The 25,504-nt window shown below is 62.6% G+C and carries 23 protein-coding genes and 1 tRNA gene; 20 read left to right on the plus strand and 4 right to left on the minus strand.

The genetic code is table 11. From position 1 onward, the window contains the following. The first annotated feature begins 29 nt into the window (after nucleotides 1–29). From hydG to DAUD_RS00910, 8 genes are all read left to right on the plus strand, one after another. On the plus strand, nucleotides 30–1,505 hold the full coding sequence (gene hydG / locus DAUD_RS00875) for a [FeFe] hydrogenase H-cluster radical SAM maturase HydG (protein ID WP_012301321.1): 1,476 nt from the start codon (nucleotides 30–32) through the stop codon (nucleotides 1,503–1,505). Further along, nucleotides 1,489–1,875 carry a hypothetical protein gene (locus tag DAUD_RS00880; RefSeq protein ID WP_012301322.1) on the plus strand — a complete coding sequence of 129 codons (387 nt, stop codon included), beginning with the start codon at nucleotides 1,489–1,491 and terminating at the stop codon, nucleotides 1,873–1,875. Before hydG ends, DAUD_RS00880 begins: the two co-directional genes overlap by 17 nt. Before the next feature lie 97 nt (nucleotides 1,876–1,972). Beyond that, complete coding sequence (gene hydF / locus DAUD_RS00885; RefSeq protein ID WP_012301323.1) at nucleotides 1,973–3,256, plus strand: [FeFe] hydrogenase H-cluster maturation GTPase HydF; 1,284 nt, start codon at nucleotides 1,973–1,975, stop codon at nucleotides 3,254–3,256. Nucleotides 3,257–3,261: 5 nt separating this feature from the next. Next, on the plus strand, nucleotides 3,262–4,374 hold the full coding sequence (gene hydE / locus DAUD_RS00890) for a [FeFe] hydrogenase H-cluster radical SAM maturase HydE (protein ID WP_012301324.1): 1,113 nt from the start codon (nucleotides 3,262–3,264) through the stop codon (nucleotides 4,372–4,374). A gap of 95 nt (nucleotides 4,375–4,469) precedes the next feature. Further along, nucleotides 4,470–4,796 carry a DsrE family protein gene (locus tag DAUD_RS00895; protein ID WP_012301325.1) on the plus strand — a complete coding sequence of 109 codons (327 nt, stop codon included), beginning with the start codon at nucleotides 4,470–4,472 and terminating at the stop codon, nucleotides 4,794–4,796. A gap of 171 nt (nucleotides 4,797–4,967) precedes the next feature. Then, nucleotides 4,968–5,042: transfer RNA gene (locus DAUD_RS00900), tRNA-Asn, on the plus strand. A gap of 269 nt (nucleotides 5,043–5,311) precedes the next feature. After that, nucleotides 5,312–7,081, plus strand: a complete 1,770-nt coding sequence (locus DAUD_RS00905) for a UbiD family decarboxylase (RefSeq protein WP_012301326.1) — start codon at nucleotides 5,312–5,314, stop codon at nucleotides 7,079–7,081. A 72-nt stretch (nucleotides 7,082–7,153) separates the two neighbouring features. Beyond that, on the plus strand, nucleotides 7,154–7,474 hold the full coding sequence (locus DAUD_RS00910; RefSeq protein WP_012301327.1) for a hypothetical protein: 321 nt from the start codon (nucleotides 7,154–7,156) through the stop codon (nucleotides 7,472–7,474). Between the two features lie 296 nt (nucleotides 7,475–7,770). Here the strand turns inward: DAUD_RS00910 and ablB are convergent, their stop codons facing one another. Continuing rightward, nucleotides 7,771–8,625, minus strand: a complete 855-nt coding sequence (ablB, locus tag DAUD_RS00915; RefSeq protein WP_012301328.1) for a putative beta-lysine N-acetyltransferase — start codon at nucleotides 8,623–8,625, stop codon at nucleotides 7,771–7,773. A 162-nt stretch (nucleotides 8,626–8,787) separates the two neighbouring features. Between ablB and DAUD_RS00920 the strand changes: the two genes are divergently transcribed. Together DAUD_RS00920 and kamA are read left to right on the plus strand one after the other, a co-directional pair. Continuing rightward, complete coding sequence (locus DAUD_RS00920; RefSeq protein WP_041570704.1) at nucleotides 8,788–8,976, plus strand: hypothetical protein; 189 nt, start codon at nucleotides 8,788–8,790, stop codon at nucleotides 8,974–8,976. Nucleotides 8,977–9,002: 26 nt separating this feature from the next. Beyond that, complete coding sequence (gene kamA / locus DAUD_RS00925) at nucleotides 9,003–10,265, plus strand: lysine 2,3-aminomutase (protein WP_012301329.1); 1,263 nt, start codon at nucleotides 9,003–9,005, stop codon at nucleotides 10,263–10,265. Here kamA and DAUD_RS00930 read toward each other — a convergent pair. After that, on the minus strand, nucleotides 10,256–10,987 hold the full coding sequence (locus DAUD_RS00930) for an HAD family hydrolase (RefSeq protein ID WP_012301330.1): 732 nt from the start codon (nucleotides 10,985–10,987) through the stop codon (nucleotides 10,256–10,258). The two genes, kamA and DAUD_RS00930, sit on opposite strands and share 10 nt — an antisense overlap. Nucleotides 10,988–11,337: 350 nt before the next feature. Here DAUD_RS00930 and DAUD_RS00935 point away from each other — a divergent pair, with 350 nt between their 5' ends. The 3 genes from DAUD_RS00935 (at nucleotide 11,338) to DAUD_RS00945 (ending at nucleotide 16,635) form a co-directional block, all read left to right on the plus strand. Beyond that, nucleotides 11,338–12,669, plus strand: coding sequence for a transposase (locus tag DAUD_RS00935; RefSeq protein WP_012301317.1), 1,332 nt, complete (start codon nucleotides 11,338–11,340; stop codon nucleotides 12,667–12,669). 295 nt (nucleotides 12,670–12,964) lie between these two features. Continuing rightward, on the plus strand, nucleotides 12,965–13,780 hold the full coding sequence (locus DAUD_RS00940) for a DUF2889 domain-containing protein (protein WP_012301331.1): 816 nt from the start codon (nucleotides 12,965–12,967) through the stop codon (nucleotides 13,778–13,780). A gap of 128 nt (nucleotides 13,781–13,908) precedes the next feature. After that, entirely contained in the window at nucleotides 13,909–16,635 is a 2,727-nt protein-coding gene (locus DAUD_RS00945; protein WP_012301332.1) for a cation-translocating P-type ATPase, read from the plus strand. Here the strand turns inward: DAUD_RS00945 and DAUD_RS00950 are convergent. After that, nucleotides 16,602–16,922 (minus strand): YbjQ family protein, encoded by a 321-nt coding sequence (locus DAUD_RS00950; RefSeq protein ID WP_012301333.1) that lies wholly within the window; start codon nucleotides 16,920–16,922, stop codon nucleotides 16,602–16,604. The two genes, DAUD_RS00945 and DAUD_RS00950, sit on opposite strands and share 34 nt — an antisense overlap. Next, a complete protein-coding gene (locus DAUD_RS00955) occupies nucleotides 16,919–17,119 on the minus strand; it encodes a hypothetical protein (RefSeq protein ID WP_012301334.1) in 201 nt (66 codons plus the stop codon). The genes DAUD_RS00950 and DAUD_RS00955 overlap by 4 nt, the downstream gene beginning before the upstream one ends. Nucleotides 17,120–17,359: 240 nt before the next feature. Here DAUD_RS00955 and DAUD_RS00960 point away from each other — a divergent pair, with 240 nt between their 5' ends. The 7 genes from DAUD_RS00960 to DAUD_RS00990 all read left to right on the plus strand — a co-directional run bounded on the left by DAUD_RS00960 (nucleotide 17,360) and on the right by DAUD_RS00990 (nucleotide 25,500). Continuing rightward, nucleotides 17,360–17,884 (plus strand): CtsR family transcriptional regulator, encoded by a 525-nt coding sequence (locus DAUD_RS00960; protein ID WP_012301335.1) that lies wholly within the window; start codon nucleotides 17,360–17,362, stop codon nucleotides 17,882–17,884. Then, a complete protein-coding gene (locus tag DAUD_RS00965; protein WP_012301336.1) occupies nucleotides 17,881–18,384 on the plus strand; it encodes a UvrB/UvrC motif-containing protein in 504 nt (167 codons plus the stop codon). The genes DAUD_RS00960 and DAUD_RS00965 overlap by 4 nt, the downstream gene beginning before the upstream one ends. Nucleotides 18,385–18,403: 19 nt before the next feature. After that, nucleotides 18,404–19,549 carry a protein arginine kinase gene (locus DAUD_RS00970; RefSeq protein ID WP_012301337.1) on the plus strand — a complete coding sequence of 382 codons (1,146 nt, stop codon included), beginning with the start codon at nucleotides 18,404–18,406 and terminating at the stop codon, nucleotides 19,547–19,549. Nucleotides 19,550–19,609: 60 nt separating this feature from the next. Further along, complete coding sequence (locus DAUD_RS00975; protein WP_012301338.1) at nucleotides 19,610–22,048, plus strand: ATP-dependent Clp protease ATP-binding subunit; 2,439 nt, start codon at nucleotides 19,610–19,612, stop codon at nucleotides 22,046–22,048. 173 nt (nucleotides 22,049–22,221) lie between these two features. Continuing rightward, the gene (gene radA, locus DAUD_RS00980) at nucleotides 22,222–23,559 is read left to right on the plus strand and encodes a DNA repair protein RadA (protein ID WP_012301339.1); all 1,338 of its coding nucleotides are present in this window, start codon (nucleotides 22,222–22,224) and stop codon (nucleotides 23,557–23,559) included. A 22-nt stretch (nucleotides 23,560–23,581) separates the two neighbouring features. Then, entirely contained in the window at nucleotides 23,582–24,658 is a 1,077-nt protein-coding gene (gene disA / locus DAUD_RS00985; protein WP_012301340.1) for a DNA integrity scanning diadenylate cyclase DisA, read from the plus strand. A gap of 362 nt (nucleotides 24,659–25,020) precedes the next feature. Then, nucleotides 25,021–25,500, plus strand: a complete 480-nt coding sequence (locus DAUD_RS00990; protein ID WP_200858712.1) for a CarD family transcriptional regulator — start codon at nucleotides 25,021–25,023, stop codon at nucleotides 25,498–25,500. Nucleotides 25,501–25,504 lie beyond the last annotated feature (4 nt).

Here is a 25,504-nt window from a genome sequence, read left to right on the forward strand (position 1 = left end):
AAGTTCTTTTTGTTAAGGAGGTTTTTCCAATGCTGACCACTACGGAAAAAGCCTGGCTGGACGAACGCCTGGCATACATCAAGGCCTATGAGGCTTCCGAAAAAAGGCCGAGCTTCGTGAGCGACGCGGAAATTGAGGCCGTCTTGAAACGCAAGGCCGATCCCGAGCGGCTGGAAGTGGAAGAGGTTCTAAGCAAGGCCAAGGAGCTTCACGGACTAACCCCGGACGACGCAGCCGTATTGCTGAACAACCGGGACCCGGAACTCTGGGCGGAGATTTTTGCGACCGCGCACTGGATCAAGCAGGAGGTCTACGGTAACCGGATCGTTCTGTTCGCCCCCCTCTACATTTCCAGTCCGTGCGTAAACAACTGCGCTTACTGCGGCTTCCGGCACAGCAATGATCAGGTCGCCAAAAAGACCCTTTCGCCGGCCGAACTGGAGGCCGAAGTAAAGGCGCTGATCACCAAGGGGCACAAACGGCTGATCGTGGTTTATGGTGAGCACCCGGCCAGCGACGTCGATTTTATGTGCCGGACCATCGAAACGATCTACGCCGTCAAAGAAGGCCGGGGCGAGATCCGCAGGGTCAACGTCAACGCCGCGCCCCTAACCGTGGAAGAATACCGGCGGCTGAAAGAAGTCGGCATCGGTACCTATCAGGTGTTTCAGGAGACGTACCACCTGACCACCTACCGGAAGATGCACCCGGCGAACACCCTCAAGGGTTCGTTCCGCTGGCGGTTGTTCGCCCTGCACCGGGCGCAGGAAGCAGGAATCGACGACGTGGCCGTCGGCGCGCTCTTCGGGCTGTATGACTGGCGCTTCGAGGTACTGGGCCTCCTTTACCACGCCCTGGACCTGGAGCGGGAGTTCGGCGTGGGCCCGCACACCATCTCGGTCCCCCGGCTGGAGCCGGCCTTGAACACCCCGCTGACCACCAGCTCACCCTACCGGGTGGCCGATGAGGACTTCAAGAAGGCGGTCACCGTACTGCGGTGCGCCGTGCCTTACACCGGTATCATCCTCACCTGCCGCGAAAAGCCCGCTTTGCGGCGGGAGGTCATCGCGCTGGGCGTCTCGCAGGTCGACGCCGGGTCCCGGACCGCCGTGGGCGGCTACGCGGAGATGGAACGGGAACACATCCCCGACCGCGAGCAGTTCCAACTGGCGGACACCCGCTCCCTGGACGAGTATATTCTGGAACTGTGCCGGGACGGGTACATCCCTTCCTTCTGCACGGCGGGATACCGTACCGGTCGCACCGGCTGCCACTTTATGTCCTTTGCCAAGCAGGGTTTGATTAAGAATTTCTGCCTGCCGAACGCCGTGCTCACTTTCAAGGAATACCTTCTCGACTACGCTTCGCCCGAAACCAGGGATGCCGGGGAAAAAACCATCGCCCGGCACGTCGAAGACTTTGCCCGCCGGATGCCGCAACGCGCCGAAAAACTGAAAGAGATGCTTTCCCGGATGGAGGGTGGCCAGCGTGACCTGTACTTTTAAAACTTCGGAGCCTGCGGCGGCGGTAACCTGCGAAGCCGAACTTGTTCGGGCGCTGCAGGAGGCGGCCCGGAAGGCGTGTGCGGCTTACGGGGTGCCCAAAATCTATTTCGCCCGGTCGCTGGGCCGGCGCCTGCATTACCTGACCGGTTTCGGCGAGGAAACATACCTCCCGGCGGCCAGGGAGTCCCTGGGACACGACATCTGGGTGTTCATCGAAGGGGGCGACCGGCTGGCGGCCGGGCAGAAAGGCCGCCTGCTGGCCGAGCTGAGGCAAGCAGTGGCGGCCTGCGCCGGTGCCGGGAAAGCCGACCCGCAGGGTGCCGCCGAAAACCAGTCCCGGACCGGAAAACGAAAGGAGACCACGGAATGAGCCTGAATACCATGCTGCGGGGCCAGCACCCCGCACAGCCCTTTAAAAGTAAAAAGGTAAAAAGGGGCCTGGCCCTTTTTGGGGAGGGGTGGGTGGATTGAACGAGACGCCGCGCGGGCAGCGCCTGCACCTGGCCATTTTTGGGCGGCGCAACGCCGGGAAGTCCAGCCTGATCAACGCCCTGACCGGGCAGCAGGTGGCGATCGTGGCCGACGTGCCGGGGACCACCACCGATCCGGTAGCCAAGGCCATGGAACTTTTGCCTCTCGGCCCGGTGATGCTGATCGACACGGCGGGGCTGGACGATACGGGCGAGTTGGGCCGCTTGCGGGTCGAGAAGAGTCTGGACGTTTTGCAGAAGGCCGACCTGGTGCTCCTGGTCGTCGATCCGGGTCAGGGTTTCGGCGCGTGTGAGCAGGACGTGCTGGCGCATGTGCGGGCGCGGGACCTCCCCGTGATTGCCGTGATAAACAAGGCCGACCTGTACCCGGAGGGAGCGGCCGGAGAATGGCCCGAGCTGTCTTCCCTGCCCCGGATTCCGGTGAGCGCACGCACCGGGTACGGCATCGACCGCCTCAAGCGGCTGATCGTCGGGAGCGCTCCTCGGGACTGGACGCTTCCCACGATCGCCGGCGACCTTCTGGCCCCGGGGGACACGGTGGTCCTGGTCGTTCCCATCGATAAGGCGGCGCCGAAGGGCAGGCTGATTCTCCCGCAGCAGCAGGTCATCCGTGACGTCCTGGAGCACGACGCGGTGGCGGTCGTGGTCAAGGAGCGGGAACTCCGCTACGTCTTGAACCGGTTGGGCCACCCGCCGAAGCTGGTGGTGACCGACGCCTCCGTCTACCAGCGCGCGGTCGCCGACACCCCGCCCGAAGTGTTGCTGACGTCCTTCTCCATCCTGTTCGCGCGGTACAAGGGTGATCTGGAGACCCTGGTGGCGGGGGCCGCCGCGGTCGGCGGACTCCGTCCGGGAGACCGGATCCTGATCGCCGAAGCCTGCACGCACCACCCGATCGCGGACGACATCGGCCGGGTGAAGATCCCCCGGTGGCTGCGGCAGGCGGCGGGCGGGGAACTGCATTTCGACGTCATGTCCGGCGGCGGACCCTTGCCTTCGAACCTGGGGGATTACCGGCTGGTTGTCCACTGCGGGGCTTGCATGCTCAACCGCCGGGAAATGCTCTCGCGGATTATGCAGGCGCAGGAGGCCGGGGTGCCCATCGTCAACTACGGCGTGCTGATTGCGCAAGTGCAGGGGGTGCTGGAGCGTGCGCTCTCGCCCTTCCCGGCGGTGCTGGAGCGGCTCGGGGCGGCGATGCAAACCTTTGACGACGCGGATGTGGTGCCGCGCCGGGTTCCATTCGGGCGGGGGGAGTGAAACCGGTGCGAGGGCCTGCCAAGAAAGTGTCGGCGGGGGCGGAAGGCCGCCGCGTGCCGGAGCCGGACGAGATCCTGGCGCTGCTCAGGGCGGAGGGCACCCAGGCCGAGGCCGGCCGTGTGCCGACTCGGGAAGAGATCGTGGCCTTGTTGACGGCCGGGGATGCGGACACCGACGCCCTCTACCGCGCCGCCGACGCGGTGCGTGCCGGGCACGTGGGTGACACGGTGCACCTGCGGGCGATTATCGAGTTCTCTAACCACTGCGTACAAAACTGCCTGTACTGCGGCCTGCGGCGCAATAACCGGCGCCTCTTCCGGTACCGGATGAGCCCGGATGAAATCTTCGCCGCCGCCGCCGTGGCCCGGGATCAAGGTTACCGGACCGTCGTGCTCCAGAGCGGCGAGGACCCCGGTTACCCGACATCCGAACTGGCGCGGTTGGTCCACCGTCTGAAGGATCAACTCGACGTCGCGGTCACCCTCTCTGTGGGCGAGCTTCCCCGGGTGGTCTACCGCGAGCTGCGGACCGCCGGCGCCGACCGGTACCTTCTCAAGCACGAAACGGCCGACCCGGCGCTCTTCGCGCGCCTGCGGCCGGGCACCACGCTCGCCGGGCGCCTGGAAAAGCTGGTCTGGCTGCGGGAGTTGGGTTACCAGGTGGGGAGCGGGAACATGGTCGGGCTGCCGGGCCAGACGGTGGAAAGCCTGGCCGCCGACGTCATCCTGCTGCGGGAACTGGAGGTCGAAATGGCCGGCATCGGTCCCTTCATCCCGCACCCGGACACGCCGCTGGCCGGCGCCCCCCCCGGCCCGCTGGAACTGACCCTGGATGTGCTGGCCGTGACGCGGCTCGTACTGCCCCGCGCGCACCTGCCGGCCACCACCGCGATGAGTGTGCTGCACCCGGAAGGAAGGCAGCGCGCCCTCGCCTGCGGGGCCAACGTGGTGATGCCGGATCTGACCCCGGAGCCTTACCGGCGGCACTACGAGATCTACCCGGGCCGGACGGCGGCTCCGGTTGGGGCGCCGCGTTCGTTTGCCGCTTGGCGGGAGACGCTGGCTGGGCTGGGACGCCCGGTGGATTCCGGCTACGGGCACGGTCCCGGGCGAAACTGAAAGGCATGGTCAACAATAAGCCATACCCGGCATCACACGCCTGTCAATTCGAAAACGAACCAATCGACACTTATCTAAACTTATCTAAGGAGAGGATGTGGAGGAACATCGGTATCGTGGTCCAGACCGCGGACGCCGAGCAGGCGTGGAGTGCATTCCGGCTGGCGAACCGGGCGTTGGATGAAGGGCACGAGGTCAGGGTGTTTTTGCTCAGCCAGGGGGTGCTGGCCGGGGACTTGGGGGAGGAGCCCTGCAACGTCAATAAGCAGATGCGGATCTTCATCGCCAACGACGGCCAACTCTGGGCCTGCGGGAAGTGCCTGGCCCTGCACGAGAAGGAGGCGGGCGAACTCTGCCCGTTCGGGGGACTGAAGGACTTACTCGAACTTGTGGAGTGGGCGGACAAGCTCCTGACCTTTTAGCATTCATAACGTCCGATTTCCTGGCTTCCTTGGGTTTCAAGAAAACGTCTCCCTTCATGGGTGACATTTTCTCAGACCGCTTATGAGGTGACAATATCACAGGCCAATAGCAAAAAACCCGGAGAACCATTTGCGTAACGAAATCTATTGTGGTACAATATAAACTGCCGTTCCGCGATAGCTCAACGGTAGAGCAACCGGCTGTTAACCGGTAGGTTGTAGGTTCGAATCCTACTCGCGGAGCCAATAAACGAAAGAGCAGCCGCCGCACACTGTGCGGCGGCTTTTGAGTTTTGCAGGGCGACCGTAACGGCCGGCGCTCGGGCGGCCTCGGCGCGTGTGAGCGGTGCCCAGGGCTCAAACCGCTCGCCGGAGGAGAGCACCGGCTTCAACCCGGCAGCAAGGACGGCGCGCATCTTTAGCGGTTTTACCTGACCGCGGTCTGTCTGGTATTATTGTTCCAACGACGATTCACCGGACGGTTACTTCAAAAAAACACCAAGCGAGGGTGAAAAATGACGCTGAACAATCTACATGAGTTTATGGCGACGCTGCGACGGGAGCGGGAACTGATCGAGGTGCGCGCGGAAGTGGATCCATATCTTGAAATCCCGGAGATTCACCGGCGGGTGATCGCCGCCGGCGGGCCGGCCCTGCTTTTCAGCCGGGTGAAGAACAGCCCCTACCCAGTGCTGACCAACATGTTCGGCACGCCGAAGCGGATCGAGATCGCGTTCGGCCCCCGGCCGGCGGCACTGGTGCGGGAGGCGGTGCACCTGGTCGAAACCATGCTGCCGCCCAGGCTGTCAGGGCTCTGGAGGGCGCGCGGCACCCTGCGCGACCTGGCCCGGGTCGGCACGGGAAGGGCGCGGCGCGCGCCGGTAACCGAGGTGACCGAGCGGCCGGCCCGGCTGGACCGGCTGCCGATGCTTACCGGCTGGCCCCGGGACGGGGGCGCGTTTCTGACGCTGCCGCTGGTGTACACCGAACACCCGGAGACCGGGAAACATAACTTGGGGATGTACCGGGTGCAGCGTTACGACCCGGCCACGGCCGGGATGCACTGGCAGATTCACAAGGGCGGGGGTTTTCACTACCACGTGGCCGAACAGAAGGGCGAGGCGCTGCCGGTGACTGTGTTCCTGGGCGGGCCGCCAGCCTTGATTCTGGCGGCGATCGCGCCGTTGCCCGAAGACATCCCGGAACTCCTGTTCGCGTCCCTGCTGGCAGGCCGGAAGGTGCGCCTGGCCCGTAACCCGGCCGGGGGCCACCCCCTAATCGCAGAGTGCGAGTTCGCGCTCTGCGGGGAGGTGCCGCCCTTCGAGCGTCGTCCCGAGGGCCCGTTCGGGGACCACTACGGTTATTACTCGCTGGCGCATGATTTCCCGGTGTTCCGGGTGCACCACGTATACCGGCGCCGCAATCCGGTTTACCCGGCCACGGTGGTGGGCAAGCCCCGTCAGGAGGACTATTATATCGGGGAGTACCTGACTGAAGTGTTAAGCCCGCTGTACCCGCTGGTCATGCCGTCGGTGCGCAAGCTCTGGAGTTACGGCGAGACCGGTTTTCACCCTTTGGCCGCGGCGGTGGTCAAGGAAAGGTACGCCCGGGAGGCCCTGGTTTCGGCCTTCCGCATCCTCGGTGAGGGCCAGCTTTCCCTGACCAAGTTCCTGATCATCACGGACGGGATGGTCGATCTGAAGGATTTCCGGGCGCTGTTGACCCACATCCTGGCCCGAACCAACTGGGAAACTGATTTCTTCGTCCTGGACAACCTGGCCATGGACACCCTGGACTACGCCGGGCCGGAGCTTAACCGGGGCAGCAAGGCCATCCTGATGGGCCTGGGCCACGCCCGCCGCGAACTTCCCCGGAGCTTCGCCGGCGAGCTGCCGGCGGGCGTTGGGGCCGTGGAGGTGTTTTGCCCGGGCTGTCTGGTGGCGGCCGGGGCGCCGCACGCGGACGAACCGGGCCTGGCGGCGCGGGTGGCTGCTCATGGGACCTTCGACGAATGGCCGCTTATCGTGCTGGCCGATCGGGCGGAGATCGCCCGGGACCAGACCGACTTCCTGTGGACCGTGTTCACCCGGTTCGAGCCGGCGGCTGACATCCACGCCGCCGGGACCGAGGTGCGGCGCCACCACCTGTGTTACCGGCCCCCCGTGGTGATCGATGCCCGGATGAAACGGGCCTACCCGCCGGAGGTGGAGCCGGACCCGGAGACGGTCGCCCTGGTGGACCGCCGCTGGGGGGAATATTTCACCGGCCTGACACGAAAGCTGTAAACCGTGCGCTGTAGGGTGAATTAATTAATTTAATGATAGGACGGGTTTGCCTGAAAGACGGAGGTGAGGGCAATGGACTGGACGCTGGGTCCCCTGGACGTGGTGCTGTTGGGGCTGGGGTTGGTGCTCATTTCCACGGGCAACGCGGTGATGTTCGCCGACCGCCTGGCACGTTCGTTCGGTGCCAAACTCGAGGGCGTGGCCGACCCGCGCGGCCTGTCAATGTTTGTCGGCCTCTGGGTGTTCGGCCTGGGGGTGCTGACCGCGCTCTTTCCGGTAGGCGTGCGCGTTGTCGGGGTCTACTACGGCTGGGCGCTCGCAGCGCTGGCCGTGATCGGGATTCTCCGCGTATACACGGGTTACCCCCGGTACCTGAAAAACATCCGGCCCTGAAGACCGCAACCAGCCTCCGAAAAAGGAGGCAGACTTTTCTCTCCCCCCTCTGCTTCCGACGACCGGCCACCGACTACCGACGACCAAATGGGGTAGAGGGACAGACACCTTTTTTCCGGAGTCGTCCTTGTCCGAACATATTGTTGTTTTCCTCGGACGTCACCCTGCCGCCGGGAGTCGGTCTGCAGGCTGAAAAAAGCGAGCCAGTCCCCAATCGCCTTCTCAAGGCGGCAAGCGGGGGGCCAAGGCGGAGAAACCACAAAAAGGGGCCTGGCCCCTTTTTGCACCGACCACCATTAGGCCGGGTACTTCACCCAGAGGTGCAGGTCTTCGAACCGGCCGCCGAAGCGGGCGTTGTTGATCAGAGTGCCGCCGTGCCGGTAGCCGAGACGGTGAAACACCAGGTTCATCCCATAAGAGCCGGCCCGAGACAGGCTCCAGAAGCAGCGGTAACCGCGCTCCGCACAGGTCCGCTCCAACGCGAACAGGAGGTGGCTTGCCAGGCCCCGGCCCCGGAAGTCGGGATGGGTGGCACAGTTGGTCATCTCGGCGTTCTTGTACGACGGATCGATCTCGGCCGCGGCCGCGCCCACGATCCGGCCGCCGGTGGTCGCCACCTGAAACAGTGTACCCAGCCCCATGGCCAACTCCAGGTATTCCGGGTCGTCCACCGGGGTGGGGTAGGCTTGGAACACCGTGCCGAACAGCCGGGCCAGCTCCGGAATGTCCCCGGTGTCCGCCGGGCGCAGGGCGATGTCTGGGTCCGGGCCGGCACCGATCTCCCGGGGGCGGGTGCGGATTTCCGCCAGTATCTCCAGTTCGCCCGCCAGCGTGCCGCTTTCCTGTCTGGCCGGGTTCAGGTAGTAGGCCAGAAAGAGCGCCGTTCGGCCGTCGAAGAACCCCTCGGCCCGCGCTTCGGTGACAAAGCCCGCCGGAGTCAGGGCAGCGGTGTCTTCCTCCCGCACCGGAAACACGATCTTACCGTAACCCTTCTTCCGGGCGTGCTGCACAAGCGCGTCCGCCAGCGCGGAGTGGTCGTCCACCCGGTAGTCAAACACCCACAAGCGCTCATTGGTGTCGTCGTTATGGGCGTGATAGGAATAACCTTCATTGTTAACGCGCACCAGGTCGTCTGTTTCGGTGAAAAGCACCGGTTCTCACTCCTTTTCCCAGCTTCCTCCTGGCGGGTTGAAAAAAGCTAAGACTTGAGTCCTATCAGTGTCTGAATATTCCATAACTTAAGAAAGTAAAGCTTTGACCCCTTTTGCCCTTGCGGAATAGCCCGCCCCGGTCCGTCAAAGACTAGAGCGGAGGTGGGTGCCCTGAACCGGAAAGAACTCCTCTCCAAGCTGAACTTCTTCTACGGCTTGGAACTGCAGCAGGTTGACCTATATGATGCCCAATCACGGCAATTATGGAGGACATCTAGCAGCTTGATCGACGAGGATTTGCACACCGCTTGGTCCGCCAACAAGCTCAAGGAATTGGAACACCGCCACTGACGTCGGGCGCACGGGAGGTTCTCCGCATGAAGGCCGCAACGGACAGGCTTGGTCCCTGGCGCCATGTCCCGGACGCCGACTGGAACGACTGGCACTGGCAACTGGCCAACCGGGTCACCACCGTGGATGAGCTCCGGAACCTGATCAACCTCACCCCGGAGGAAGAACAGGGGGTCCGGCGCTGCCTGGAAACCCTGCGCATGGCCATCACTCCCTACTATGCCTCCCTGATGGACCCGGATAACCCGGAGGACCCGATCCGGAAGCAGGCCGTGCCCTTGGCGGCCGAACTCCAGTTCGGGCTGGCCGAAAGCCGGGACCCCCTGGCTGAGGAGGTCGATTCCCCGGTTCCGGGAATCACGCACCGCTACCCGGACCGGGTATTGCTGCTGCTGACCGACCAGTGCGCCATGTACTGCCGGCACTGCACCCGCCGCCGGCTGGCCGGCAAGACCGACCGGGCCCTGCCTCCGGCCAGGATCAAAGCGGCCCTGGAATATATCCGGAAAACCACCGCCATCCGGGACGTTCTGCTCTCCGGGGGCGACAGCCTGCTCCTGGCCGAGGACCGCCTGGGTGGAATCCTGGAAAGCCTGCGCGCCATCGACCACGTCGAGATCATCCGGATTGGCACCCGGACCCCGGTGGTGCTGCCCCAGCGGATCACGCCGGAGCTGTGCGCACTCCTGCGTCGTTTTCACCCCGTTTACGTGAATATGCACTTCAACCACCCGAAAGAAGTCACCCCGGAGGCCGCCGAGGCCTGCCGGATGCTGGCCGACGCGGGGCTTCCGCTCGCGAACCAGACCGTGCTGCTCCGCGGCGTGAACGACTGTCCCTACGTGATCAAGGATCTGATGCACTCCCTGCTCCGCATCAGGGTCCGCCCCTATTACCTCTACCAGTGCGACCTTTCCCCTGGCCTAGAGCACTTCCGCACCACCGTCGCCCAGGGAATTGAGATTATCGAACTCCTGCGCGGGCATACCTCCGGCCTAGCCGTGCCCACCTACGTGGTTGACGCCCCGGGCGGGGGCGGCAAAATTCCGGTTGCGCCCCAGTACATGATTTCACAGTCGGAGAGAATGGTGATTCTGCGCAACTACGAGGGGGTGATCACGGCCTACACCGAACCGGAGGAACGCCCGGCGGCCTGCCGTGACTGCCGGGACTGCAGCCGGTTGGGTTACCGGGAGGGCGCCGGCCTGCAGAAGCTCTTGACGGGGTCCCAGATCAGCCTGGTACCCAAGGGCACCCTACGGGAGAAGCGGCGGCGCACCTACTGTTGACCGGAAGCCGTTTTTCCCCGGTGCGTGATGAAGGTCAGGAGGTCCGAGAGCCGCCCGCTGAAATCGGGACGACGGTCACACCCGTCACGCGTAATCAGGCAATCAGTCACCAGGAAAGTCCGGATACCCAGATCACCGGCAACCAGGTCCTCTTCCGGGTCGTTGCCGGCCATCAGGCAATCCGCGGGTCCGGCCCCGAGGAGGTCCAGAATCTCCTGGTAGTATTGGGGCCTCGGCTTGCAGAAGTGCATGTTTTCGTAGACCGTCACCAGCCGGAAGGGGAGGTCGCCGACTCCGGCCCAACGCAAACGTTCTTCGATGGCCATCCGCGGGAAGATCGGGTTGGTGGCGACCACCAGTTCGATCCCCCGTTCGAGGGCCTGCGTGCAGACCGCGCGGGCCAGCGGGGTGGTACTTGTCAGGGATGCCAATTTGGGGAAATCCTCGCGGTAGAACCGTTCAAAAATGGCCATGGTCTCTTTCTCCGGCAGTCCGGACCGGGCGAAGAAGTCGGTCCGGAAGACCTCGGCGTTGGTCAGCTTCGGATCCAGGTTCTCGATCATGGCCCGGGTGGCGGCCAAAAGGTGCTTGACGAAACGTTCGGGGGCTAGGTGGGGTGCCATTTTAGCCGCCACCGCCTGGACGTAGCCCCTGAGGAATTTCTCCTTGTCCATCGGCAGCAGGGTCCCGTCCAGGTCCAGAAGCAGGTACTTGCATGGCATGGTATCCCCCCGTCCCGCCCATTATAACAGCCAGCTGCGTACAAGACTATCCCCGGAATGCTTCCGGGAAAGAGTAAGCGGCCCCGCCCAATCATAGGAAGCCATTTGCGATGTTCGGGAGAAAAGATAAATAGGCTGTTTTAGAGTTGCGGAAAAAACATTTTACCCCGGTCCAATCCGGATTTTATGCGGTTTGCAGGGATGGGTAACGGGCGGATCGGCAAAATTGACCCCAAGGGAGAAAAGCGGAGAAAAAGCGAAGGAGAATGAGAAATAAGAAGGGAAAACCCCCTTTTGTGGAGAATCCTTTTTGTAACCACCAAAAAAGAACCACGAAGGAGGTTTCCCTTATGGCCATTATACCACAACAGCGGCTTTTTGGGTGGCAGGAAATCGACGAACTCGGTGACTTGGAACGTTTTTTGCTTGTAGTGAACCACCTGCCCGATGAGCAGTTGATGCAAAAGCTGGAGAGAGAGCGTGGTAAGGGACGGGATGATTACCCGGTGCGGGCGGTTTGGAACTCCATCCTGGCCGGGATCGTATTTCAGCACGTGTCTGTGGAGAGCCTGCGGCGGGAACTCTGCCGGAACGGCCAGTTGCGGGAACTTTGCGGTTTTGATCCGGCCCGGGGCGAGGATGCCGTTCCGCCTTCTTACATATACAGCCGCATCTTGGTGAAACTGATGCGGCACGCCGACGAAGTGGAAAACATATTTACGCGGCTGGTGGATGAAATAAGAGTGCTGCTACCGGATTTCGGTCGAATTTTGGCCATAGACAGCAAAGCCGTCAGCAGTCTGGCCCGGGGCAAAAAGCGGGATGAAGAAGAGAAGGTCCAAAAGCCTGACGGGCGCCGGGACACCGATGCGGACTGGGGCCGGAAAACATACCGGGGGCGTAAGAAAGGCGGCACCCTATGGGAAAAAGTCGTGTGGTGGTTTGGCTACAAACTCCACCTTGTAGTTGACGCTGTTTATGAACTGCCGGTGGGATTTGCGGTGACAAAGGCGTCGGCCAGCGACGTGAAAGAGGGACATATACTCATTGATCGGGTGGCGAAAGAGCATCCGGAGATTGTGGCCCGCTGCGAGGCATTGGCGGCGGACAAAGCCTTTGACGACATCAAGCTAAACGTGAAACTCTGGGACGAATACCGGATCAAGCCCGTGATTGACATCCGCAACACGTGGCGGGACGGCGAGGAGACGTGGCTTGTAACCGGTAAGGAGAACATCGTTTACGATTACCGTGGAACGGTTTATTGTTGCTGCCCCGAGACAAACAAACGTCGCGAGATGGCCTTCGGGGGATTTGAGAAAGACCGGGAAACCTTGAAATACCGCTGTCCGGCCCGGCACTACGGAGTAGAGTGCCGGGGCATGGAACAATGTGCCGCAACCGGTGGGATACGTATTCCCCTGGTGGAAGACCGGCGGATCTTCACCCCGCTGGCGCGGTCCAGCTACAAGTGGAAAACACTCTACAAAAAGCGTACGGCGGTAGAAAGGGTAAATGCCCGCCTGGACGAGGCCTACGGATTTGAAAAGCATTTCATTCGGGGCTTGAAGAAGATGAAGCTGCGTTGCGGGTTGGCCCTGATGGTGATGCTGGCGATGGCCGTGGGCCGACTGCGACAAAAACAAGGAATAGACTTAAGGAGCCTGGTGAAGGCGGCCTGACGGGGCTCAACCGGAAAACAGATTACCTGCCAAGAGACGCCCAGAGTGGCGCTGGGGTAAGTTTGCCCTTTGGCAGAGCGGCATAGTCTATATACTCCATTTACCCCAATATTAGGTTGCTAACTGTGTTTTGTGGCTTGGGGAACAGCCGGTGCCGGGTGTGGGCGTTGCCTTGTCGGGACCAAAAATGCTTACAACGCAAAACGCTGATAGGGAATTTTGCTTGAGCCGGATTGTTGCTCCATGCTAAAATGGGACACTATTTGTTTTTTTGGATGAGTGGGCGAAGGAAGGTATGGAAATCGTGCTGGATTTGGTGCGGCACCGTTACCTGACCGTACAACGCGACGGTCCGGAGGTCTTGGTCCAAACCGTGCAGTGCGGTACCCTGACGGAGGCGAGCGCCCGTTTCACGGTCGATCCGCACACTTTCGTCATCCGCGCGGCCCGCTGGGAGTGGCACCGGCCCCCGGATTCCCGGGCGCCGGTAAGCGTTGATGTGCCGGAACTGGAAGGCGTGGAGGCCTATTTCAAGGCGGGGGCTACCGCGCTCCGGGCCGCCCTCGTGGACTACCCGCCCCTGGCCCTGGACCTGTTCACCGAGAACATCCGCGCCCTGATTCAGGCCGAGTCCTTTCTGTACGCCGAACGCGGTTATTCCACCCTGGATGACTACGTGGAACACTGGAAGACATTCTACCTCAACGCCTGCCGCTACTACAGCAACCTGGACCGTGTATCCGTGGGCTGGGGTCGGTACGTGGGCCGGCGGGAAGGTCCAAACCTGTTCCACCGTTTTGAATCCCTCACCCGGTATTCCTCCGAGGATATCCAAACTGTCCGGGCGACGATAAACGATTCCTTCCACGAAATGGCCTTGAGGCTGGTCCTGAAAGGCGAAGAGCTGGAGGTGAAAGAGGCGGCCGGCAGAGTGCTCCGGGCGCCCGACCGGGTTTGTTTCGAAGCCGCTGACCTGGCGCGGGGCCTGGAAGGCACCGCTCTGGCCGGGAAGTCGAAGAAACAGATCGCGCCCCTGTTGGGAGGCGCCCAGGGTTGCGTGCACCTGATCAATCTGGCGGCTGCCTCGGGGGTCGAAGCTTCAGTTTCTTAAGTTATTACAGGGACTGGACTCATTCCCGAGAAGTATTAGAGGTGGGGTCCTCCAAAAAGATAACCAGCGCGCCCCGGAAGCACGGTTGATCGAACACTATCTCACCACTTTGCAGGGGTGTACCTTCATTGTTGAAGCGCGCCGACATTCAGAACATCGCGTGGCACGCCCTGCCCGCCGGGGAAGTATACGCCCGGCTGGCGACCGTACCCGCCGGGCTGGATGCGGAAGAAGCGGCCGCACGGCAGCGGGAGTTCGGCCCAAACGCCCTGCCCGGCCCAAAAATCCGAAGCCTGGGGCTCATTTTCGTCCACCAGTTCTTCAGCCCGCTTATTTACATCCTGCTGGCGGCGGCAATCGTTTCGGTCGTGATCGGCGAAGTGAAGGACGCGGGGTTCATTCTGGCCGTGATTCTGCTCAACGCCGGGATCGGCACCCATCAGGAGTGGAAGGCAGAGAAAAGTGCGGCTGCGCTGCAGGGATTCCTGACGGTGCTCGTCCGAGTCAGCCGGGCAGGGGTGGAGCGGCAAGTACCGGCCGAGGAGCTGGTCCCGGGGGACGTGGTGTTCCTGGAATCGGGGAACCGGGTCCCGGCCGACCTCCGGCTGGTGCAGGCCAACGGCCTGGCGGCAGACGAGTCGCTGTTGACCGGAGAATCAATAGCCGTCCAGAAAGACACCGCGCCCGTCGGCGCGGAGGTCCCGGTCAGTGACCGTTCGAACATGGCCTTTGCCGGGTCGATAATCACCGCCGGACGAGGAACCGGGATTGTGGTGGCCACCGGCAAGGACACCGAGGTCGGTAAAATCGCTGAAGCGGTGACCCAGGCGGAGACGTCCAAACCGCCGCTGGTGCTTAGAATGGAGAGGTTCTCCCGGCAGATCAGCTTCGCTGTCCTCGGTGCCTGCGCGCTCCTCGCCGCGGTCGCGATCGCCAGGGGAATGCCAGCCGCGGAGGTGTTCTTCACGGCCGTGGCCCTAGCTGTATCCGCGATTCCGGAGGGGCTACCGGTGGCGATCACCATCGCTCTGTCCGTGGCCACCGTCCGCATGCTGCGCCGGAACGTGATCGTGCGCAAACTGACGGCGGTCGAGGCTCTGGGCAGCTGCACGCTGATCGCCAGCGACAAGACGGGCACGCTCACCGTGAACAAGCAATCGCTTCGGCTCCTGGCTCTTCCCTCGGGAGAACGTTTTACGGTTTCCGGAGAGGGTTACGCCGGGGAAGGGGAAGTGAGCACCCAGAACGGGGAACCCCTTGCGGCCAGCGCCCGGTCCCGGGTTGAAGCTTTGGCCCGGGCCGGTATTGTGTGCAACGAAGCGACGCTCTTGCGGGATGGTGAAACCTGGACCGGCCACGGAGACGCCGTGGACCTGGCTTTTTTGGCCCTCGGGTACAAGCTGGGGCTGGAGCCGGAGTCCGTGCGCCGCGGGGTGACCGTGGTCGGGGAGATCCCCTTCGAGTCCGAACGCCGGTACGCCGCCCGGTTCTACCGGGAAGAAGGCCGGATGCGGGTGGCGGTGAAAGGTGCGATCGAGACGGTCCTCCCGTTTTGCCGGACCATGCTTACGGAGGGCGGCACGGTCGAAATCGACCCGGAGTCCGTGCAGCGGGAGGCGCTGTCCCTGTCCGGCGGGGGCTTCCGGGTGCTGGCCGTCGCCGGGGGAGAACTGGACGCGCCGCCGGATGCGCCCGCTTATGAGGAGGCCCACATTCCGCCCCTGACCCTGCTCGGCCTGGTCGGCCTGATCGATCCTTTGCGCCCGGAGGTGCGGGCGGCCGTGGATAAGTGCCGGACGGCAGGGGTAAAGGTGGCCATGATCACCGGGGACCATCCGGCCACCGCCCTGGCCATCGCCCGTGAACTAGGCATCGCGCACGCGGAGACGGACCTGGTCACCGGCGGGCAGTTGGACGCGGCCGGGCCACCGGACAGTCCCGAGTTCCTGGAATTGGTGAAGTCGGCCCACGTGTTCGCGCGGGTCACGCCTTTGCAGAAACTGCACATCGTGGATGCCCTGATCCAGGCGGGTCACTACGTGGCGGTCACCGGGGACGGGGTGAACGACGCCCCGGCGATGCGCAAGGCGAACATCGGGGTGGCCATGGGTTCGGGCACGGACGTGGCCAAGGACACGGCGGCCATTATCGTCACCGACGACAACTTCGCGTCTATCGAGGCCGGGGTGGAGGAAGGGCGCTACGCCTACGACAACATCCGGAAAGTAATTTACCTCTTGGTGGCCACCGGTGCGGCCGAGGTGGTGCTGATCACCCTGGCGCTCCTGTTCGGCTTGCCGCTGCCCCTGGTGGCGGTGCAACTGCTGTGGCTGAACTTGGTCACGAACGGTATCCAGCACGTGGGCCTGGCCGTGGAAGGGGGCGAGCCGGAAACTATGACCCGTCCGCCGCGCAAACCTACCGAAGGTGTGTTTAACCGGCTGATGGTGCAGCAATTGGTCGTAGCCAGCGCGACCATGGGCGTAACCGCTTTCGGACTGTGGTACTGGCTCCTGGCCTCGGGGTGGGAGGAAGCGGCGGCCCGGAATATGGTGCTGCTGTTGATGGTTTTCCTGGAGAATTTCCACGTGTTCAACTGCCGGTCCGAATACCGTTCTGCCTTCCGGGTGCCCCTAACGCGCAACCTGGTGCTGGTGGCCGGGGTGCTGGCCGCGCAGGGGATTCACATCCTGGCGATGCACATCCCCTTCATGCAGTCGGTGCTGCGGGTGGCGCCGGTTTCGACCGGTGAGTGGCTGAGTCTGTTCCTGCTGGCCTCGGTGGTCCTGGTGGTGATGGAACTTTTCAAACTGGCCAAGCGCTACTCGTCCTCGACGATTACCGCGGTGCCGTAAGCCAGGATCTCGGCGGCGGTGGCCGCCACCTGGGCGGTGACGAAGCGCACCTCCACGACCGCATTCGCACCGAGCCTTTCGGCTTCCTCCACCATCCGCTTGACGGCGTCCCGGCGGGACATGGACATCAATTCGGTGTATTCCTTGATCTCGCCGCCGACGATATTCTTCAATCCCGCCAGCACGTCGCGGCCGATGTTGCGGCTGCGCACGATATTCCCGCTGACCAGGCCCAGGGTGCGCACCACCCTCTTGCCCGGAATCTCCCGCGTAGTGGTAATGATCATCCTTCATCGCCCTCCCGCCGTTTTTCGAGCCACAGGACCACGAGCAGAATACCGAAGCCCAGGCCGACGGCCGCGATCCCCAGGCGCAGCAGCACGGGGATTACGTCCGCGGTCAGGAATATCCAGACCCCCCAGCCGGCAAAACCGGCCAGGAGCAGGATACCTAACCCGATCATAAGGTATGATAGAAATCTCAAGCCAAAATCATCCCCATTGACTGAACCTGGATAAAGTATACCACACAGACCCGGATAAAGCATACCCACGTTTCGACGTTGCCGGCGGGATGATGAGCGGCTCGCCCCGGCCGTCCGCCGGCGCACGGATCGGTTGAAACGGGCCGCCCCGGGGAGAATAGAGAGAGAACGGTATTTGACTCGTTTTTGTTTCGGGGTTATAGTTAAAGTCAGTCAAAGTCAAAAAATATCGACCAAGGAGTGAGGTCACTGCCGACTCTCGCCGACAGCATTGCGGAATACATCAAAAGGCGCGTGGCGGAAAGCCCGCACGGTTACGTCGAGATCCGGCGCAACGACCTGGCCGAACGATTTCAGTGCGTACCGTCCCAGGTGACCTACGTTCTGGCCACCAGGTTCCATGTACGGACCGGGTTTGTGGTGGAAAGCCGGCGCGGCGGCGGCGGCTACATTCGTGTGGTCCGATTGCCCTCGGCGCAGAACGGGCTGGCCCGGGAATTGTATCGCCTGATCGGGTCCCGCATCGGGTCCCGTGAGGCCCGGGAGATAGTGCTGCGCCTGCGCGCGGAAGGCTTGATCGGGGAACGCGAGACCCGCCTGATCAGCGGCGCGGTTGACGACCGGACCCTGCGCGTGCTGGATTTTCCCTGGCGCAACCTGGTCCGGGCCAGCATCCTGAAGGAGATGCTCAGCGCACTCCTGCACGAAGCGGCCGGGCCGGGCAGTGGCCGCAGGGCCGGAAAAGGAGATGAGGGCACCCCTTGATCTGCGAGCGATGCAAACAACAACCGGCCTCGGTGCACTACACCGAGGTCATCAATAATCAGAAACGCCAGATGTACCTGTGCCCGGCCTGCGCCGAGGAAGCCCATAAGGCGTTCGACCTCGGGGCGCCGCTCAACCTGCACAATTTGCTGGCCGGACTGATGGGCCCCGGAAACGTCAAGGAAGTTCCGGAAAACGAGGCGGAGTTCCTTTGTGAAACCTGCGGGCTTTCGGACGCCGCGTTCGGCAAATACGGTCTTCTAGGTTGCGGCGGGTGCTACCAGTATTTCGGCGAACGCCTGGAGCCGCTTCTGAGGCGGATCCACGGCTCCACCCGGCACACTGGCAAGGTGCCCCAGCGTTCCCGGAACAAGTATCTGCTGATACAGGAAGTGGACCGCCTGCGAGCCCAAATGCGTGAGGCGGTTGAAAAAGAGGAATTTGAGCGCGCCGCCGCGTTGCGGGACGCGATCCGGGATCTGCAACAGAGGCTGGCTTGATGGGGGAGGTTGCGCACGCTTGAGTTTGAAGAACACGTTACAGAGCCCGTACAGCCAGTGGATGGAGGACGACGCTCCCGAGTCGGACGTGGTCATCTCCTCGCGGGCTCGCCTGGCCCGAAGTCTGGCCGGTTACCCCTTTCCCCACCGGCTTTCTCCGGAACAGGCCGAACAGGTGATCCAGGCAGTCAGCCTGGCCGTCCGCAACGCGGAGTTCCGGACACGTTTCGGCGACGTGGAGTTGGTCCGGATGACCGAATTGTCTCCGGTCGACCGGTGGATACTGGTGGAAAAGCACTTGATCAGCCCCGGTTTTCTCAAGAACACGGGGAGCAGTTTCGAATACAAGGGGCTGGTGCTGACCCCGGACGAGCAGCTGAGCATCATGGTGAACGAAGAAGACCACCTGCGCATCCAGTGCCTGTTCCCCGGGCTGCAGCTTGAGGCCGCGGCCCGCACGGCGGACGAGGCCGACAGCCTGCTGGAAAAGACGCTTGATTTCGCGTTTTCGGACCGGATCGGCTATCTAACCGCCTGTCCGACCAACGTGGGGACCGGGCTCCGCGCTTCGGTGATGGTGCACCTCCCGGGACTGGTACTGCTCGGACAGGTCAAGGAGGTGCTGACGACCGTTTCCAGGCTGGGGCTGACGGTACGCGGCCTGTTCGGCGAGGGGACCGATGCGGTGGGCAACCTTTTCCAGGTCTCGAACCAGGTGACCCTGGGTCACCGGGAGTCTGAAATTACGGGCAACCTGGCTTCGGTCACCCGGCAGGTGATCGAGCAGGAGCGCTCAGCCCGCCAACAGCTGGTCAGGCAGATGCCGGTGGTCATGCGTGACCGGGTGGGCCGGGCGCTCGGGATCCTTAAACACGCGCACACCCTGGGTGTGGAAGAGGCCATGCGCCTGATTTCGGACGTACGCCTGGGGGTAATGGCGGGACTCCTGAAGGGGCCGCCGTCGCGGGTGCTTCTGGAACTTATGGTTATCACCAGGCCGTCGTACCTGGTGAGAGTCAGCGGGCGGGAACTATCCCCGCCTGAATGGGACGAATTGCGGGCCACACTGGTCCGGGAGCTTGTGAACGCGCATTCCGGAGAACATCCCGGAGCGCAGGATGGTCGTGACACCGGCCGCCGACCGGAAGAGAAGAAGAAGATATGAAAAGCGCGTATGAAAAGCGCGCGGAGTGGGTGATTTCCCCCGCGCACGGAGGTGTAAAGAGTGTACGGACGTTTTACCAGGCGGGCTCAGAAAGTGATCATGCTGGCGCAGGAAGAAGCCAGGAAACTCGGGTACCCATACATTGGCACCGAACACCTGCTCCTCGGCTTAATCCGCGAGGGTGAGGGGGTGGCGGCCAGAGCGCTGGCCGAAATCAAAATCGACCCCCGCAAGATCCGCGCGGCGATCGAGAAAATGGTGGAGCCGGGCCAGGGCGGTGGAGCCCTGGTCGAGGTTTCTTTCACCCCGCGGGCGAAAAAGGTGCTGGAGTTGTCCATTGACGAAGCGCGGCGCCTGGGCCACAGCTACGTGGGCACCGAACACATTCTGCTTGGTTTGATCCGGGAGGGCGAAGGCGTGGCGGCCCAGGTTCTAACCGGTATGGGTGCCGACCTGGAAAGAGTCAGACACCTGATTCTGCAATTTCTCGGCGGCCCGGGGCCGGCAGAAGGCGTCCCCGGGCGGGCGCAGCAGCCGGCACAGACAAACACCCCGAACCTCGACCAGTACGCCCGCGACCTGACGGCGCTTTCCCGGGACGGAAAGCTCGATCCGGTAATCGGGCGCAACCGGGAAATCGAGCGGGTGATTCAGATCCTGAGCCGGCGTACCAAGAACAACCCGGTCCTGATCGGCGACCCGGGCGTGGGCAAGACGGCGATCGCGGAGGGCCTCGCGCAGCGGATCAGCGACGGGAACGTACCCGAGGTTCTGACCGGCAAGCGGGTGATCGCCCTGGATCTGGCCTCCCTGGTGGCCGGGACCAAGTACCGGGGTGAGTTCGAGGAGCGGCTGAAAAAGGTGCTGGAGGAGATTAGGACCGCAGGCAACATTGTCCTTTTCATCGACGAACTGCACACCCTGGTTGGGGCCGGGGCGGCCGAAGGGGCCATCGACGCCGCGAACATTCTGAAGCCGGCGCTGGCGCGGGGGGAGTTGCAGACTATCGGGGCGACCACCCTGGATGAATACCGCAAGCATGTGGAGCGGGACCCGGCCCTGGAACGGCGTTTCCAGCCGATCATGGTCGAAGAACCCACGGTTGAAGAAACCATCGCCATTCTGCGCGGCTTGAGGGACCGCTATGAGGCGCACCACCGGGTCCGTATCACCGATGACGCCCTGGAGAGCGCGGCCCGGCTTTCGGACCGGTACATCGCCGACCGGTTCTTACCGGACAAGGCTATCGACCTGATCGACGAGGCTGGTTCCCGGGTACGGCTCCAGGCTTTCACCATGCCACCCGAGCTGAAAGAGCTTGAACAGCGGGTGGAGGAGTTGCGCAAGGAGAAGGAAGCGGCGGTAGCGGCGCAGGAGTTTGAGAAAGCGGCCCAACTGCGCGATCAGGAACAGAAAATGCGGGCCGAACTCCAGTCCTCCTTGGAAGACTGGCGACAGCAGAAGGGTGGCGACGAACTGGTGGTCGATGAACAGGATATCGCGCACATCATCTCCAGTTGGACCGGCATTCCGGTCAAAAAACTGGCGGAGGAAGAAACCGAAAAGCTTTTGCGGATGGAAGACCTCCTGCACGAGCGGGTGGTGGGACAGGACGAAGCCGTCAGGGCGGTTTCCCGGGCCATTCGCCGGGCGCGGGCTGGTTTAAAGGACCCCCGGCGGCCGATCGGGTCATTTATCTTTCTCGGCCCTACCGGGGTGGGCAAGACAGAGCTGGCCCGGGCGCTGGGCGAGGCGCTGTTCGGCGACGAGGACGCCCTGGTGCGGATCGACATGTCGGAATACCAGGAACGCCACACCGTGTCGCGGCTGGTGGGCGCGCCCCCCGGCTACGTTGGCTACGACGAGGGCGGCCAACTCACGGAGGCGGTGCGGCGCCGCCCATACACGGTGGTGCTGCTGGACGAAATTGAAAAGGCCCATCCGGAGGTGTTCAACATTCTACTGCAGGTCTTGGAAGACGGCCGGTTGACCGACGCCCGGGGCCGCACAGTGGATTTCCGGAACACGGTGATCATCCTGACTTCCAACGTCGGGGTCAACCTCATTCAGAAGGAGACCAAGATGGGCTTCGTGACCGTGGAGGACCAGGCCGCGACCTACGAGCGCATGAAAGAGAAGGTGATCGGTGAGCTGCACCGGACTTTTCGTCCGGAGTTCCTCAATCGCCTGGACGAAATCATCGTCTTCCACGCTCTAACCGGCGCGCACATTCGACAGATTGTGGAGTTGATGCTCCAGGATGTGGCCCGCCGACTGGAAGAAAACGAAGTGCAGGTCGAGTTCTCCGACGAGGTGAAAGACTTGCTGGCCCGGGAAGGTTTCGACGAGAAATTCGGGGCGCGCCCGCTGCGCCGGACCATTCAGCGGCGGATAGAGGATAAACTGTCCGAGGAACTGATCCGGGGCGCCTTCAAACGGGGGGACCGGCTGCTCCTGGACGCCCGGGACGAGGAGATCACCGTGCGGACGGTGGGATAACGGGCTATTATCCGTGGAAGCCCATCGGTTAGACATAATACGACCGTCTTCGACTTGTGGATAAGTCCAAAAAATGGTATAGTAACGGCTAAGGTATTTCGAAGTCGGGAATAGAGTTCAGAATGTAAGCTGAAATGACTTGCGGTTCTGGGCTCTCGTAGTGAGGTTGACTGATGCGCTGCCGGGAGTGCGGGTACCGATCGGTCCGTTGGCTCGGCCGTTGCCCGGGTTGCGGGGAATGGCACACCTTTGAAGAGGAAACCGAGGTGAAGGCGGCCCGCCGGGAGACTCTGGCCGGCGACCCTCCCCGGCCACTGACCGAAGTGGTCGGCGCTGAGGAAACCCGTATCACCAGCGGCATCGGGGAAATGGACCGGGTTCTCGGAGGCGGCTTCGTTCCGGGGTCCGTGGTTCTTCTGGGCGGCGACCCGGGAGTCGGCAAGTCCACCCTGCTCTTGCAGGCGGCCGTGCGTGTGGCCGGTATCGTGGGACGGGTGCTCTACGTGTCGGGTGAAGAGTCGGCCCCGCAGGTACGGTTACGCGCCGAACGTCTGCGGGCGGTCCATTCGGGGCTCTACCTCGCGCCGGAAACCGATATTGAGCGGGTTGAAAAGCATATTTCCGAACTGCGGCCCGTAGTCGTGATCGTGGATTCCATCCAGACGGTGTCCCTGGACGGGCTGGCGGCGGTGCCCGGCAGCCTGGGGCAGGTCAGGGAGTGCACCGTGCGCCTGACCCGCCTGGCGAAGAGCACCGGCATCCCGGTTCTCCTGGTCGGACACGTCACCAAGGAAGGCGTGCTGGCCGGCCCCCGGACCATGGAGCACATGGTGGATACGGTGCTGTACCTCGAGGGAGACCGGCACCATACCTATCGCGTCCTGCGCGGGGTTAAGAACCGTTTTGGTTCCACGAATGAGATCGGCGTTTTTGAGATGGACTCCGCCGGGCTCCGCGAAGTTGAAAACCCCTCACGGCTGTTTTTGAGTTCCGGGGCCGCCCCCGTTTCGGGTTCGGTGGTCGTGTCCTGCGTGGAGGGCACCCGTCCCCTGCTCGTCGAAATCCAGGCCCTAGTCAGTGCCGCGGGGTATGGTACTCCCCGACGTATGACCGCGGGGGTCGACTACAACCGCGTCATCCTGATGGCCGCCGTTCTTGAAAAGCGGGTCGGCCTGATGTTGAGCAGCCAGGACATATACGTGAACGCCGTCGGCGGTGTGAAAATCTCGGAACCGGCCGCCGATTTGGGTATCGCGCTTGCCCTGGTCTCCAGTTTCTGGGACCGGCCGGTGCCGGCGGGCACAGTGGTGATCGGTGAGGTCGGCCTGACCGGGGAACTGCGCCCGGTGCCCCAACTTGGCAATCGCCTGCGGGAGGCCGCCAAGCTTGGCTTCGATAGCGCTGTTTTTCCGGCCGCCTCGGGCGGTTCAAACGAGCCCGGCGGGGAAAGTCTCCGGCTGTTTGCGGCGGGCAGCGTGAGCGAGGCTCTGGATTTGGTCTTGACCAAATGACACGGAGGAAGGGGGAAGTCTTTTGGCTGATGAGCGGGGCGAAGAAGCGCTGCTGAAGGTGTTACGCACTGTGGCGCCCGGAACCCCCCTGCGCGAGGGTCTGGAGCACATCCTTCGTTCCGAGAGCGGCGCGCTGATCGTAGTGGCCGACCGGCCGGAGATACTTGAAATCGCCGAGGGCGGGTTTCACGTCAACGCCGACTTCTCGCCGGCGAAACTCTACGAGTTGGCCAAGATGGACGGCGCGATCATCCTGGACAAGGACGCCCGCCGGATCATCGCCGCGAATACACAGCTGGTTCCCGACTTGGGCATCCCGTCCAACGAAACCGGAATCCGGCACCGTACCGCCGAGCGTGTGGCTAGGCAGACCGACGCCCTCGTGATTTCCATCTCGGAGCGGCGCGGTGTGATCACCATTTACAAGGGGCCCATGAAGTACGTCCTGCGCGACCTGGAGGTTATTTTCACGAAGGCCAACCAGGCCCTGCAGACCCTGGAGAAGTACCGGGCCGTACTGGACCGGGTGCTGGTCAACTTGAGCATCGCCGAGTTTGAGGACACAGTTACCCTGTTCGAGGTCGCCAAGGTGATCCAGCGCGTGGTGATGACCCTGAAAGTAGTCAGGGAGATTCACAAATACATTTGCGAACTCGGCACCGAGGGCCGCCTGATCACCATGCAGTTGGACGAATTGATCAGCAACGTGGAGAACGAGGGCCTGATGGTCATCCGGGACTACACAGTGAACCCGGAGGAGAAATCCCCCAGGCAAATCCAGGGCATTATCGAATCCTGGCCCAGCGAGGACTTGCTGGACTTGCCGCTTATCGCCCGAGCGCTCGGTTATTCCGGAGGAAGCGGTATCCTGGAACAAAACGTTTCTCCGCGCGGGTACCGGGTGCTGGGTAAGATCCCGCGCCTGCCATACCCGGTGGTGGAGAACCTGGTAAGCGTATTCGCCAACCTGAACAAGGTACTCAACGCCTCCCTGGACGAACTGGACGAGGTGGAAGGCATCGGTGAAACCAGGGCCCGTTCGATCAAGGAGGGGCTGAGCCGCTACTGGAACCAATTGTTGCAGGAGAGATACAGATAATAGAGGCCGGAGGCCGGAGATCAGAGGTCGGAGGCAGAGGAAGCACCGGCGGAAATAGAGGTGAGAAGTGAGAAGTGAGAGGTGAGAGGTTGGAGGTGAGAAATAGAGGAAGCACCGGCAGGGCCGGTGCGCGGTTTTTATTAGGGGAAACCCAACGTCCGACCTCGTTACGGGCGTGGCCGGGGTGATGTGCCGGTTCGGATAGGACAAGCGGTGATCCGCAAACGGGTTGCCAGGAAATAGAGTGGGCGTTAAAACGGAAGAGCGCGGGAGTGCTGATCCGCCCGGGGCCCCGATTTTTGACAGGAATATCTTGTTTATGTTATACTACTTGGTAGGTAGAGGGGTATTTAGGAGGTGGGGTGTTGTTTAAAATCGGGGACAAAGTTGTTTACCCCATGCACGGAGCCGGAGTGATCGAGGCGATTGAAGAGAAAGAGATTCTGGGCGAGCGGCAGCAGTACTACGTACTCCGCTTACCGGTCGGGAATATGAAGGTGATGGTACCCACGGCGAACGGCCCGAACATCGGACTGCGGCAGGTGATCGGACAGGAGGAAGTCCAAAAGGTCTTCGGAATCCTCAAGGATGTAAGCACGCAGATGCCCGGCAACTGGAACCGGAGGTACCGGGCGAACCTCGAAAAGATAAAGAGCGGAAACATTTATGAGGTGGCCGAGGTGGTGCGGAATCTGGCCCGAAGGGAACGCGAAAAGGGGCTTTCCTCCGGCGAGAAGAGAATGCTGGAGAGTGCGCGGCAAATCCTGATCAGCGAGTTGGTGTTGGCCACGGAAGTGGAGGAAGATAAGGCACGATCGATGTTGGAAGAGATGTTTGCCTGAAGCG

This window comes from Candidatus Desulforudis audaxviator MP104C (assembly GCF_000018425.1).
Taxonomy (GTDB): domain Bacteria; phylum Bacillota; class Desulfotomaculia; order Desulfotomaculales; family Desulforudaceae; genus Desulforudis; species Desulforudis audaxviator.